The organism is Allofournierella massiliensis, from assembly GCF_004345265.1.
GTDB classification, from domain to species: domain Bacteria; phylum Bacillota; class Clostridia; order Oscillospirales; family Ruminococcaceae; genus Allofournierella; species Allofournierella massiliensis.
On sequence record NZ_SLUM01000047.1, the window covers coordinates 1 to 13,446 of the forward strand.

General features: G+C 52.7%; 13 protein-coding genes, 1 tRNA gene and 1 rRNA gene. 1 reads left to right on the plus strand and 14 read right to left on the minus strand.

From position 1 onward, the window contains the following. Window positions 1-139 precede the first annotated feature (139 nt). The 10 genes from EDD77_RS17075 to EDD77_RS17120 all read right to left on the minus strand — a co-directional run bounded on the left by EDD77_RS17075 (window position 140) and on the right by EDD77_RS17120 (window position 9,264). The gene (locus tag EDD77_RS17075) at window positions 140-1,255 is read right to left on the minus strand and encodes an anaerobic sulfatase maturase (RefSeq protein WP_058963907.1); all 1,116 of its coding nucleotides are present in this window, start codon (window positions 1,253-1,255) and stop codon (window positions 140-142) included. A 133-nt stretch (window positions 1,256-1,388) separates the two neighbouring features. Further along, window positions 1,389-3,116 (minus strand): recombinase family protein, encoded by a 1,728-nt coding sequence (locus tag EDD77_RS17080; protein ID WP_082669566.1) that lies wholly within the window; start codon window positions 3,114-3,116, stop codon window positions 1,389-1,391. 13 nt (window positions 3,117-3,129) lie between these two features. Further along, window positions 3,130-3,504: a helix-turn-helix domain-containing protein gene (locus EDD77_RS17085; RefSeq protein ID WP_058963906.1), complete on the minus strand. Its 375-nt coding sequence runs from the start codon at window positions 3,502-3,504 to the stop codon at window positions 3,130-3,132. Window positions 3,505-3,656: 152 nt separating this feature from the next. Next, window positions 3,657-4,865 carry a hypothetical protein gene (locus EDD77_RS17090; protein WP_058963905.1) on the minus strand — a complete coding sequence of 403 codons (1,209 nt, stop codon included), beginning with the start codon at window positions 4,863-4,865 and terminating at the stop codon, window positions 3,657-3,659. After that, window positions 4,862-5,743, minus strand: a complete 882-nt coding sequence (locus EDD77_RS17095; RefSeq protein WP_058963904.1) for an ATP-binding cassette domain-containing protein — start codon at window positions 5,741-5,743, stop codon at window positions 4,862-4,864. Before EDD77_RS17095 ends, EDD77_RS17090 begins: the two co-directional genes overlap by 4 nt. Then, window positions 5,727-6,407: a hypothetical protein gene (locus tag EDD77_RS17100; protein WP_132587455.1), complete on the minus strand. Its 681-nt coding sequence runs from the start codon at window positions 6,405-6,407 to the stop codon at window positions 5,727-5,729. Before EDD77_RS17100 ends, EDD77_RS17095 begins: the two co-directional genes overlap by 17 nt. Before the next feature lie 50 nt (window positions 6,408-6,457). Further along, entirely contained in the window at window positions 6,458-6,958 is a 501-nt protein-coding gene (locus EDD77_RS17105) for an RNA polymerase sigma factor (RefSeq protein ID WP_058963902.1), read from the minus strand. 78 nt (window positions 6,959-7,036) lie between these two features. Continuing rightward, window positions 7,037-7,288, minus strand: a complete 252-nt coding sequence (locus EDD77_RS17110) for a hypothetical protein (protein WP_077138528.1) — start codon at window positions 7,286-7,288, stop codon at window positions 7,037-7,039. Next, complete coding sequence (locus EDD77_RS17115) at window positions 7,285-8,508, minus strand: plasmid recombination protein (RefSeq protein WP_058963901.1); 1,224 nt, start codon at window positions 8,506-8,508, stop codon at window positions 7,285-7,287. The genes EDD77_RS17110 and EDD77_RS17115 overlap by 4 nt, the downstream gene beginning before the upstream one ends. A gap of 432 nt (window positions 8,509-8,940) precedes the next feature. Further along, window positions 8,941-9,264: a hypothetical protein gene (locus EDD77_RS17120; protein ID WP_132587457.1), complete on the minus strand. Its 324-nt coding sequence runs from the start codon at window positions 9,262-9,264 to the stop codon at window positions 8,941-8,943. Window positions 9,265-9,592: 328 nt separating this feature from the next. On the opposite strand from EDD77_RS17120, the gene EDD77_RS17125 reads away from it, so the two are divergent. Next, window positions 9,593-10,840, plus strand: coding sequence for a DUF6076 domain-containing protein (locus EDD77_RS17125; protein WP_058963899.1), 1,248 nt, complete (start codon window positions 9,593-9,595; stop codon window positions 10,838-10,840). A gap of 154 nt (window positions 10,841-10,994) precedes the next feature. Here EDD77_RS17125 and EDD77_RS17130 read toward each other — a convergent pair whose 3' ends face one another. From EDD77_RS17130 to rrf, 4 genes are all read right to left on the minus strand, one after another. Beyond that, window positions 10,995-12,515, minus strand: a complete 1,521-nt coding sequence (locus EDD77_RS17130; protein ID WP_082669565.1) for an HD domain-containing protein — start codon at window positions 12,513-12,515, stop codon at window positions 10,995-10,997. Then, complete coding sequence (locus tag EDD77_RS17135) at window positions 12,506-12,979, minus strand: hypothetical protein (protein ID WP_058963897.1); 474 nt, start codon at window positions 12,977-12,979, stop codon at window positions 12,506-12,508. Before EDD77_RS17135 ends, EDD77_RS17130 begins: the two co-directional genes overlap by 10 nt. Window positions 12,980-13,186: 207 nt before the next feature. After that, window positions 13,187-13,262 (minus strand) — tRNA-Lys (locus EDD77_RS17140). Between the two features lie 98 nt (window positions 13,263-13,360). Beyond that, a 5S ribosomal RNA gene (gene rrf, locus EDD77_RS17145) occupies window positions 13,361-13,446 on the minus strand; the annotation flags it as partial.

Genomic DNA, 13,446 nt, shown 5'->3' on the forward strand with positions numbered 1-13,446 from the left:
GCTCTACACTCAACTTCTGTTTGTACTGCATAACAATGCTCCCCCTATGATTGACAGCGTTTTATTTCACTGTCTCTCATAGAGGGAGCATATCAAAATGCCGAAGCAGGCTTTTTCTGTATCTTTACTGTCTGTGTGGTTATCTTGCAAACCGCTGTGCGATCTGCTGCATCTCCCGGATGTGCAGGCCGAAAAACTCCCGATGTGCCTCGCAGAAGTAATTGATGGCCACCGGATCGCCGGGCTTTTGTACCCGATCCCGGGGACAGCCGTTGCGACACAGTGCATACCAGGGGCATTCCCGGCACTGCTGTGGTGCAGGCAGGCTGCGTTCCACAAAGCGCAGCTGACGCCGCTTCTCGTCGCATGCAGCCAGATCATCCTGCATCACATTACCCAGCTTCCACTCATCCAGGCAGTAGAAATCGCAGGGATACACGCTGCCGTCCGCCTCCACCACATACTGGATGGCGCAGGCGCCCCGCATATTGCAGCTCTCGGGCGGGCGGCCCATCAGAATGCCGATCCAGTTATCGAAATGGCGAACCGACACATAGTTTCCGCCGTCCAGATCCGCCTTCCAGCGGCAGAACAGCCGGTGAAGAAACTTGGCGTACTCCTTCGGGGAAAGGGAATATTCCCGTCCGCCCCGGGTCTCCTCCAGCGGGTCCATACAGGGGATGTACTGCTGGTAGAGTACGCCCTGCTCGGAAAAGAAGTCATAGGTCTGGTTGATGCTGCGGGCCAGCTGCCTGGTCACCACCGCCAGCACATTGCACTCCACCCCGGCGCGGCGCAGCATCTGAAGGTTTTCCATCACTGTGGAATGGGTACCGCTTCCATCCGCTGCCGGGCGCAGTGTATCGTGCACCTGAGCAGTACCGTCCATGGAAATCCCCACCAGCACCTGATTCCGGGCAAAGAACTCCGCCCACTGGGCATCCAGCGCCAACCCGTTGGTCTGGAATGCATACGAAATCTGCACGCCGCGCCGGTTCTCCTGCCGAACGGTATCCGCAAAGAAGCGGAAGAAATCCAGCCCGGCCAGCGTCGGCTCACCGCCCTGAAACATGAAGGTGCAGCTTCCCTCGGCGTGGGCCAGCGCACGGCGGATTGCAGCCCGGGCAGTCTCCCGGGACATCATGCCCCGCATCCCCTCCTGCCGACAGGCAGCCTCGTCTGCGTAAAAGCAGTATCGGCAGCGCATATTGCATCCCGCAGAGACGGGCTTGATCATCACATGGATCGGTGGCATGGGAGTTTCTCCTTTTGGAATTTTGTCGAAACTGTTTTCCCGCCCGAATAGCGGTAAAACTCAGATAAATCCATCTTATACTACATACAGCAAATTTACAAGTTTACCCATTTGTTTTCCATGAGAAATATTTTCAGCCTTTGGCATGCTGCTTAGCCTGAAAAACCGCCCCCCCAAAAAAAGGGGGGAAGTGCAGCAAAAGAAAAGCAATCACCAAACAATGTTCCCCTCTTTGTGGTGCACTTCCAGACGAAGGCGTTAAGAAAAATATGCCGGTGGCATATTGTTTAGCCTGAGAGGCCCTGCGAGCTGAACCGGAGCGCCGCAGCGCGAACGGTGAAGCCGCCCCCGAAGGGGGGAAGTGCAACAAAAAAGGCAGGACAAACGTCCTGCCTTTTTGTGGTGCACCATTCCCATCCAAAAACGAACTAAGTACTTCTTCCAGAGATACCGGGCGTCCGCCCTCCTGGTAGTTGAAATTCACCACGATGCGGTCATCGAACAGATAGATGGAATTAACAAAACAGTCGATGACCTTTTCCTGAAAGGCGATATCCGCCGGGTCGCCGTGGCGGAACTGATCAAACCAAAACAAAATCTGTTCCCGCGTAATGGGCGGCTTTTCGATCTGCTCCTGCAGGATGCTGGTTTCCAGTGCTTCACGCTGCTGTTCCAGTTCCTCCATCCGCGCCTTGGTGGAGGGCGTCAGGATGCCCTGCTCGATAGCTGCCACCAGATTGTCGATGCGGCGCTTGACCTCTTTCAGCTCCACCTGCAAGACCGGCAAGCGGGTGTTTTCCTTACTCTGGTATTCCAGCAGCTTGTCCGCCAGCAGGTCGATGACCCGGTCATTCAGCACCTTTTCCAACGCCGTCTGCACCACAAACTGCTCCAGCGGCTCCTTGCGCACCGGCTTCAGGCTGCAAGCCTCCTTGCCGCTGCGTTTGCGGGTGCCACATTTATAGTAACAGTGGACTGTGCCCGTGTGGCTTCTGCCACTCTCCCCTGCCATCATGGTGCCGCACTTGCCGCAGAACAGCTTGGTAGTCAACAGATAGTGGACATCGGCCTTGTTGTGGGCCGGTGCCTGACGGTGAATCTCGCATCGGCGCTGGACCGCATCGAAGCAATCCGGGTCGATGATGGCCGGGATGGCATCGGGAATGACGGTATCCTTATAGTGGTATTCGCCCAGATACCGGCGTTTCTTGAGCAGCGTCTGGAAACTGTTCTTGGTGAACGGGTTGCCCCGGCTGTTGCGGATGCCCCGGGCGTTCAGCGATTCGATGATGCTGCGGATGCTCTCCCCCGCCGCGTACCGCTGGAACGCTTCCTGCACCACCGGTGCGGTGGCCGGGTCGATCTGGTAGTGATGCTCGCTGTCAATGCGGTATCCCAGCGGCACCGGGCCGCCGTTAAACTTGGCCTTGAGGGCATTCTCCTTGTGGCCGCGGCTGACCTTCTCGGCCAGCTCCGCCGAATAGTACTCGGCCATGCCTTCCAGCAGACTTTCCAGCATGATGCCTTCCGGCGTGTTGGAGATGGGTTCTGTCACCGACACCACATGGACCCGGTTGTTTTTCAGGATGCGCTTATAGTGAGCCGAGTCGTACCGGTTGCGGGAAAAGCGGTCCAGCTTCCAAACCAGCACCGCCTCAAAGGTGTGGGTGGCACTATCGTGGATCATCTGCTGGAACTGCGGGCGGCTGTCGGTCTTGGCAGACAGTGCCCGGTCGATATAGGTCCGCACCACGGTGATGCCGTTCTGGTCGGCATACTCCTTGCATTCCCGAAGCTGGCCTTCGATGGATTCTTCCCGCTGATTGTCGCTGCTGTAGCGGGCATAGATCACGGCATTCATGGCGTGCACCTCCTTACTTGTGCTTTTCCTCTTCTCCCATATTGAGGATCATCTGTTTCAGGCGACGGTTCAGCTCGCTGCCCGGCGTGAAGCAGGCTTCCACGAACTCGCTCCAATCCGGTTTGCGCTGCACCACTTCCTGCGCCTCCTCCGGCGTGACGCAGACATACCGCCCGAGAGGGTCCTCGCACAGGCCGAAGATATAGTCCAGCGATACATTAAAATAGGTTGCATACCAGACCAGGATACGGTAAGGCGCCGCCGCCCGGTCGGTCTCGTACCGGTTGATGGCAGCCTGATTGGTGCCAGCCAGCGCCGCCAGCTGGGCCTGGGTCAGCCCCGCGTCCTTGCGCAGCACGCGCAGACGGGTGCCTACGGATACATCCATGGAAAGACCTCCCGCAAAATTCGTTAATTCAAGTATAATCGAATTCGCGGTTTTCTTCAAGTCTTTCTTCCGGTCCTTTCACCGTTCACCCGTCAGAAAAAATGTCATGAGAGATTTCTGTCTCCCATGACATTTTGCATATTGACGGCTCTTTACCGTTTTCGTTTCCGGCACCATGCCATTACAGCAAACGGCAAGCAAACGAGTCCTACCAGGAACGGGATCACCAGCAAAGGTCCGGGCGACCAGATCCGGAAACCGAACCAGTGATACAGGTTCTGCCGGAAGATATCCTCCGCCCCGCCCATAAAGGGCAGCAACCGCAGATATTGCTGCACCGACCAGGGCAGATACTGGTTGAGGATCTGCGGCCCCCAGGTTATTAGCAACGCGGCGATCAATGCTGCCGTGGTTCCGGGCAGAAGCGCCGACATCAGCAAGGCAATCCCGGCAAAGCCCAACATCGAGCAGAACAGGTACGCCAGTTCATAGCATTCCGCCTGGAACATATTCATCGGTGCAGTGGTTAGCATCTTGATCAACTGGATGGGCAGATTCCAGCCCTCAAATCCCAGCCAGACAGCCTGAACCGCCACCATAACCGCCGCAAACATCGCAAAGATCTCCACCGCAAATGCCAGGCCCGACAGGAGCTTTGCTCCGGCCAGTCCAGCTTTTCCATGCAGGGATGTCACCTGCAATGTGTCCATCCCCCGCCGTCTTTCCCCGGCAAATACAGACGTCAGGGCCAGGGCCAGCACCACGGGCAGGACCATCTGACCAAAGCCCCCGATTCCGTTGCCCAAAATGGCAGACCAGCCTGCAGCCCAGCCGTATGCCATGGGCTTGTCCACCTGGCTGTCCATATCCAGAAAGAACTTTCGATCCGCCGGGTCTGAAAACTGGTTTTCCAGGTAATATTCCAGTTTTTCCTCCCGACGCTCATACAGACCGGTCAAGCGAGCAGGGTCCACATAGTAGATGGTAAGTGTGGGATAGGGCTGGGTCTGATCCTCTACCTCCGGCCACAGAAACGATACCAGTGTCCCCTGCAGAAAGCTGAAATCCGCCAAAGCACCATCAAACTCCGGGTTCTCCGCCAGGATTTGCTGATAGGTACGCACCATATCCTGTGCTGTCTCATCGGTGAGCGTTTGCCACTGGGCGGCATATTGCTGACTCTTGCGAATATTCATATATCCATCGATCTGGTGACTTCCGTCTGCCCGCATGGTGCCGAAATTGATACACTGCATGGCCCATACCTGCAGCCCCAGCGTCAACAGCAGCATTCCACAGACTGCCAGTCTGGTCAGCCCAGAGCGCCACAGTTTCTTATGTTCCTGCCAGAACAGGCTCATGGATTGTCGCCTCCTTCCTCCTCCGGAAAGTACAACAGATACAGATCTTCCAACGTGGGGATACATGGCCTTGCCGCCGGGGCAGGCTTTGCATCCGCCAGAATCCGCAGCGTCACGCTGTTCCCGTCATAGCGCAGATTGGCCACGGTCATTCGTGCTTGCAAGGTCTCAGCCTCTTGGGACGGCACAGTCAATTCCCACACGCGCCCGTTTGCCTGCTGCAGCAGTTCCGAAACTGTACCCTGGGTTTGAAAGCATCCGTCTTTCATCAGGAACACCTTGTGTGCAATCGCTTCCAGGTCAGAAACAATGTGGGTGGAAAGTAGCACAATTTTTTCCTGCGCATATCCTTCCAGAATGTTGCGGAAGTGAACCCGCTCCTTGGGGTCCAACCCTGCGGTGGGCTCGTCCAGAATCAGAATATCCGGGTCATTGAGCAATGTCTGAGCGATGCCCAACCGGCGGCGCATTCCGCCGGAAAAGGTCCGGATCTTTTTATTCCCAGCCTCCTGCAGACGAACCATATGCAGCAGTTCCTGAATCTTCGGCACGGCCTGGGAGCGGGTCATACCTTTCAGCACAGCCATATACAGAAGGAAATCACGGGCACTGTACTGCGGATATCCGACAAAATCCTGGGGCAGATAGCCCAGCTTATCTCGGTATGCCGCCCCCAGTGCGTCAATGGGAATCCCATCCAGACGTACCTGTCCGGCAGTGGGCTTCAAGACGCCGCAGATCATCCGCAAAAGGGTTGTTTTTCCCGCCCCGTTGGCTCCCAACAGACCATAAATACCGGGTTCCAACACAGCCGTGACCCCTGCCACCGCCGTGTTTCCTCCGAATTCTTTGCACAGATTATCAAGCAGCAATTCCACCGATGATGCCCTCCTTTCGTTGTTGGAACAGAGAAATCAGTTCTCTGACAAAAAATCCGCCGAATACCAGGAATGCAAGAATCCAGCCGCCCAACGCAGACGTTTCATACAGTTGGGGTGCCGCAAGATGAATCATCAGCAGTCCCGCTGCCGTGACGGAACATACCGCGATACAAATTGTTCCATTGCTCCGCGGACAGCGTCGAAGTACGGTCAAAGCCGTCAGCGCACAGAACAAGAAAGGAACCAGCAGATAAAAAAACAACGGCAGCAAGGCTTTTCCCGTCTGTGATCTTCCCAACACCAGTGCCGACGTCAGAATCACAAGGTCAGCGGCCGCGGCCAGAATCAGCTTGGCAAGTGCCAGTTCCGCACGGGACACACAGGTGGATGCTTCCAGTTCATCCATGTCGTAGCGCTGACCGGCAAACAGGACCGGCAGACAAACCGCCACCAGAAGCGGCCCCAGCAGCGGCAGCCAGGACACAAGGTCTTTTTGTCCGGCCGCCGCCAGGAAAAACAGCACAGATGCGGCCCCCTGTGCCGCCCACATGGGCCCCCCGGTAAAGCGCCATACCTGTGAGAGGAAGGTCCAGAATCCGGTACGCTGCCGCACCGGATTTTCTTGTAAGAGCGCGGCGCACTTTTGTTTGGTTTCCGCCATGCGAGAGGGCTGGGGCCCCTGGCACAGCAGGTGATGCAACTCAGAAGAATTCACAGTCTTCCCTCCCTTAAAGATTTCAGTGCTTTCCGTACACGGCTCTGCACGGTGCGTAATGGCTGGCCCGTCACGGCTGCAATCTCGCGGTATTTCAGTCCTTCCCCATACCGGAGCAATACGGCTTCCCGCTGCTCCGGGGGCAGACTTGCCAACAGTCGCTCTGCCATATCACGGTTTTCGACAGCTTCAAAAGGCGCCGATGTGTCTGCCATGTTCTCCGGTAACGGTTCCGTTTTTCTTTGTCTGGCAGCATCCACGCACAGACAATAGGCGATGCGATACAGATAGGCGCGGAACTGCCCTTGCTCCCGGTAGCTTCCTATGGTACGAAACAGGTGCAAAAAGACTTCCTGGGTCAGGTCCTCCGCCGTCTGTGTACAAGGGGTATGGCGGGCGCAATATCGCAGAATTGCCGTATAATATCGCTCAATCAGGGCATCTCCCGCAGTGCGGTCTCCGGCCTGAATGCGACGTATCAACTGCGCATCCCGCATACGCATCCCCCCTTTGTAAAATGTGCTTCACTTATGATAACGAGGTTTCTCCCCAAAATGATTAGGCTATAAGCACTTTCACGTTTTTTCTTCCGCGTTTCTCCTGTTTTTCCACTCCTCAAACAGCCGTTGTCCCTCTTCCGACTGGTAAAATGCCTGGATCTTGGGCAGCAGGAACCGGGCAAACCGTTCCAGCTCCTGCTCTGGCACACCGTCCTCCCGGTGCTTGGCGGACGCCGCTGCCTGTGCTGTTTTCTTCTCCTGCCGATCTTCCGTAGCGGCTCCTTTCTGCAGGGTTGCCCTCTGCTGCCTTATGATATATTCTGTCATCGGTCCTGACCCCTGGCCCGCTGGCGGCGCTGCTGACGGTTCAGCCGCTTTTCCTCCTGTTGGCATCGGCAGATGCCCAGCACAAACGCCTGCACCTGCTCCGGTGCCACCCGCATGGCTTCCCGGTAGGGCCGGGTTTCGGTGAGTACTGCATCCAACTGTTCCTCACAGCGGCGGAGACGCTGGCGCGATTCCTGTTCCCTCACCATACTTTGCTGTAACTGCATCCGCAGACTGCGGTTTTCCGCCTGCAGTTTGCCGCTGGCTTTTGCCATCTCGCACAGGGTCTGAAAATCCTGCACCGGTAGCTCCACCCGCTTTTCCAGCACACCTTTGGTTTTGGCCCGTTGCTCAATGTCTGCCACATCGCGGATCGACCCGGAAATGTTCTTCACCTGGGAGATAAGTTCCTTCCGCTGACCTTGCAGTTGTTTTTTCTGGTCAGACAGTTCCGCCACTGTCTGCCGGTCTTTCTGGACCTTATACTCCAGGACCTCCAAATGTTCAGCATCGCTGCCCTGTACGCCTCGTTCAAAGTCGGTGAATCCTGCCTGCCGCATGTGCTCGAAGAACTGCGTCTGCAGCAGGCTGTAGGAACTCACCAGCCGGGGCTTGCCGTTCTTTTTCAGCACCGGCTGCCCCTGCTCGTCGGTCATGGGGACCATCGGCCACTTTTTGCTGTGGCTGACCTGCATGATCGTTTCCCGCACGGTGCCCCGCAGCGCCGGGTCCTTGCACCGCTTGGACCAGCGGATCTGCTTCTCCACCACCGGCAGGTAGACAACGTGGAGGTGATAGTGGAACACATCCCGTCCCAGCCGGTCACTGGCTTCCCGGTTGCGCTCGTCGGCGTGCATGACTGCGGAGATGATGTACTGCTCCCCGCCTGCGATCTCCTTGGCCAGCTCGTACACCTCGGCGTAGAATTGTTTGGCGTACTCATAGCCGCCGTGACTCTCGAAATAGTCGGTATTCACATCAAACACCAGCTCGTCAAAGACGTAGGCATCCGGTTTTAATCCTCGGGTGGAAACAATGCCCTCTTCCACCATCCAGTCAAATTGCTGGGCGTAAGTAGCTGCCTCGCAGGCTTTGAAAGTCACATTGTTGTGGCTGTATTCCAACAGCACATCCGGGTTGGAGTACACTTCGTTCTTGCGTTCGTTGTGCCGTTCCCGCACCGAAATGGCATTTTTACGGTAGCGCTCATTGCGCACCACGGTCCGATGGATTTTGCTGATAGGCGACTCCTTTCTTGGGTACGGTTCTGCTGCGGATGGGGTACGCAGATGCTTTGCAAAGCATCTGACCCACTATGACACTTTCCGGCGTTGCCGGCAAAGTGCCAGTGGGCCCGCTGCGGCGGGAGGGATTGGAATACGGCTGCCAACCGAAATCGGTGTGCCATCTTCCCGGTTGAGCCGCCGTCGTAGCGGTTGCCAAGTCTGTGGCTGCCTCTGGAAGCCAGGCACCACAGCCCTTGTCCACCTTTTGCAAAACGCGGGGTGTGGAATTCTTTCTCTATTTCTCTTTTAGTTAGATATATCATTCTATCTTTATCGTGTCGGTTTTTCCGACGGGTCGGTGTCGGCAAATCCGTCAACTGCCTGTCCATTTTTCCGACAGGTCGGGGCGGAACTTCCAACGGGTGGTTACAGCTCGTTGGGTTCCTTGGGCCGGGGCAGATTGAGATAGTACCGCCGTGCCCTTCCGTTTGGCTGTCCCGGCACCGGCTCCAGCAAGCCGCAGCGTTCCAGAGCGGCGAACAATCCGGCGGCTTTCTCCCGCTGGCAGTGCAGCAGTCTCCCGGCACTGGCCCGCGAGAGGCTCACACAGGGCCTGCCGTTGGCTTTCCAGTGCCCGGTGGTATCTTGGACCGACAACCGCAGCAGCCCCAGCAAATGGCCGTACAGCAGCTTGCTTTCGCCGGGAAGTTCCCGGTAAGGTTCTTCCGAGAGAAGGCTAGACGGGATCATCAGGAAACCGTCGATGCGGTTCAGGTTGTCCTCTGCGGGAACAAGTTCATGGTTCAGATGGCACCTCCTTAGATCATGGGTTGGTGGCGGGTTTTGGCTTCTGGCATCCCTCTTTTCCGGTTGGTTTTGTCTTTGGAAAATGTTTGATGATTTAATTATAGATTATTCCGACACATACAGCATACAACGCCTTGCAGTCAGTTTCAAGATGTGTTAGACTGTTTTCATGTTAGATGATTCGCACACTTTTCTCGGCTGTTTCTGAAACACAGAAAAACACAGAGCCTTTTTCCGCCAACTATGCTCCAACACAGGACGGTGACGAATTTTGAACTACCAGACGTACCTTTTCTTTGAAGGTCGCACCGAATATATCCAGGGCTACGACACGCCCCAGCATACATATCCGCTGGGTTCCCTGGTGTTCGGTGTCCTGGATTTGGATGCCGTCCCCTATCTGGAGCGGGGCCGCGTATTGCTGGAAAAATTCCGGGGCGTAAAGTTCCCGGAAGCTCAGACTATACAGCAGAGCCTGGCAGCCCCCGACACCTGTGTGTATTACCAGGTGGCTTCCTTTTACTATGACTTTGCCGCCGCCGTGCGGCAGGTTTCCCCGGCTCTGTTTGATCTTGTAGAGGGCTACACGCTGGCCACCTTCCGTCGCAATGAGTGGGAGCTGAAAGCTACTCAACATAGCGTGTTGCAATTTATAAAGACTGGAAAAAATGACAGTTCGTATACATTTGATGAATTGCGCACCAGAATGTCCCACCTCGGCGAGTTGGCCATAACCAGTGACATCATGGAAGGGTTCTGCCGGAACTTTCCGGAGTTCACCGACCAGATGAAGGTATTTATCCAGCGTGAAACCGGGGACGCCTCTCTGTGCCGGACGGCGCTGTCGGTATTGGAATCCTTCGTGACCCTGCTGCAACAGTTGGTGGAGGGAAAAACGGATCTGCGCCAGCTGATCGAGGCTACACTGGTGGACGAGGACGGCCGCCCCAGAACGGAGCATGGCCAGCGCCCTTCAGAACTGCTGGTAGAACTGGCCGAAAACGGCGATCCGACCTACCAGAAAAACCACAAGCTGGAGGACGACATCCATATCCAGACCCGCTACAAACGGCCCACAGACAACAAAAAAGGCGGCATTTCTGCCGCCACGTTCTACGCGAGTGATACGCTGCCCGCGTTACTCTTTTTGGAATTTGTACAGATGTGCGCCCAGGACCTGCCGGTTGCCGTCTGTGAAAGCTGCCACCGGCTGTTTGTCCCCTTCTCCAGCCGTGCCAAGTATTGTGAGCGGGTACTGGACCCGGAAACCGGCGCCACCTGCAAGAATATTGCCGCCAAGCTGGCCTATGCAGAGGAGCTGAAGGCCAACAAAGCCAAGGAGCTCTACAACAAGATGCGCAACCGCTACCAGATGCGCTGCTCCCGAGCCCCCGGCAATCAGAAAATGCGGGACGACTACAACGCCTGGCGCAAACAGGCGCAGATGGCGCTGAGTAAGTACCAGTTAGGAGAGATTGGCTGGGAGGAGTTTAACGCTACCATCCAATTCACGATTTAAATTGATGATAAGGGCACGCTCTAATATACTCTAGTGTGCGCAAAAATCCCTCAGCTATTAGGCTGAGGGATTTTTGCCTGTTTTATGATAACACTATTTTTCCAATAGAGTGTATCACATATCAATCGTAATAATAAACCTATAAATTCTATATTTACTTTACCCCGTCCAAATCACACGAAAAAGCACGCAAAATGACCAGCCGTGTTTTGTACAAGGTTCTCATTAGCGATCTTTTGTCATCGCACAATAAGTGTAGCTGTTCATCCTCCTTAACGCAAACTCCTTCCATTAGCCTCTGCGCTTTCAAAATCGGCATATCTTCCTTACTTATTCCTTCTTCACCCTTGTCCGCTGCAATTTGCTTATACACAGCATCTTCAAACTCTTTTTCTGGTGCTTCCTTGGTCATTGCCCGTTCAGAAAATATCGCAATTTTATCATTCCAATTTTCTAAATTCCTATATATTTCCGATTCTTTGATTGCATCAAGCACTTCAGCTTTTGAAGTTGCTACCATTCGAACTTCTGTTCCTTCTTCGAAAGGCAATTCATTGTGCCGAAGCAACTGATTGCAAAAATAGCGTATGGAACTGGGTATCGTCTTTTTTATCGGATTATCGAGTAGGTTTTGAAGTGATGCCCAAAAATAATTATCTGTGAAATCAATATACCGTTCTTCTGTTTCACTTGCGCTTACCCATTTTTTTAAGTCATCTTTTGCCGGAAAGTATGAGGCTGTCTTTTGCATCCAATCTACAATCTGCTCGGCCATCCACTCTGTTACGCTTAAGTGCTTATTAAACACCACCTGCGAATATGAGAAGAATTTATTTATAATGTATTGGTCTGCCGCTGCTATTCCTTTAGGCGTTATACATAATATCGCTTTCTTTTCCCCGTTGCAATCATATTCGCCCTTTTCCATGCAACCAATCAGTTGATCAATCTCAAATGTTCCAAAGCTCGTGCCAGAAAAAGTTGCATCGCGCATCAAATAATCAATACCATCTGCGTCTATTTCTGAATGCAGTATTTGCACAAACAACGGGTTTGTCGTTTGTCTCTCTACATTTCCTACAATCATATCTGCAATTATAGAAACTGCTTCTTCGCCGCACTCTTTTACAATAATATCACGAATATACTGATTATTTTGAATAATGTCTGCCCCTATTTGCTCATGGTGACATCCATTCGATCTCTTCATAAAGCGCCACGTTGCCGCGTCTGAAAAATGATCAATCTTTTCTTTTACTCTTGCATTAACATTTTTACAATAATCATCTGTTGGAAATGCTGCCGGATTCATCTTATATGGAAATTCACACACATGCGATAAAGGATAATGCCCAATATCATGTAAAAGGCCCGCCAAACGCACAATTTTTCTTTCATTGGTTGATAATTTTAACTGACAAGCAATTTTATCAGCTACATACATCACTCCCAGTGAATGGATAAATCTTGTATGTTCCGATCCAGGGAAAACCCAATTTGCGATACTAAGCTGTTTAATACTCTGTAATCTTTTAAAAAGCAGATGATTTATTATTTTCTCTTCTGCCTTTGTATAATATATAAAACCATGTACATTATCTAAAATACGCCCTGCAAAATCCAATTGGTTTCGTTCTGGAATTGAATCTTGCCTTGGTGTTTCACTTAAGCACATAATTCTTTCACCAACTTTAAGGCACGTTCATTTTCGCTATCATTATCAAGGTGCGGTTTTCTGTTCCGCAATTCTTTGCAGATTTCCTCATCTGCTGTTCCAACCTGAAAAATATTTTTTTGCAAATAATAAACAGATGCCATGCATTCTGCCCACTGGCTTTGGCTATACAGTCCGGTTTCAGCAAGAGCTTTTTCTACACGAGTAATGTCTTTCTCCATATCCGCAGAAAATTCCGCAGTATTTTCATCAGATACATTTTTGATAGCATACATTGTATCTTGTAAATCTTGCGAGTACGGTCCATGTTTATACCAGAAGAAAGAGTAATCTCCTATAGGTGCGCCCATCTCTTGCAACAAATATATTGCCTTTTGCATTTTCATTCTCTTTTCAAACTCACCATAAGAGAAATCTTCATGGTATATTCTTGCGTACAATGTCTTCAGATATGCTTTACTCATAATGCTCTCCCTGTTCATTATCTTTCAAATAGAATCAGTAAAAGTATACAAACCTCCTATTATATATATTATACCTCGATTTCCTACCTCTGTAAATTCATTAAAATAAATATATGCATTTATTCTTTCCAGAAATCACTCACCTATTGATGAAAAAACAAATCCGAACGCACCTTCGAAAAGAAGTACGTTCGGATTTGCTTGGTATGGTGCACTTCCAGGGACTCGAACCCTGGGCCCGCTGATTAAGAGTCAGCTGCTCTACCAACTGAGCTAGAAGTGCATATATTAAATTTTCGGTCTTGCAAAATCATTCAGCTTTGCCGCTCGCCATCCGAGCCGCTGCGCTGCCGTTTGAAGACCAGAAAAAGTAAAGAGAAAAGCCGGCGCCTACCTATTTTCCCAGGTCGTCTCCAACCAAGTATCTTCGGCACAACAGAGCTTAACTTCTGTGTTCGGAATGGGAA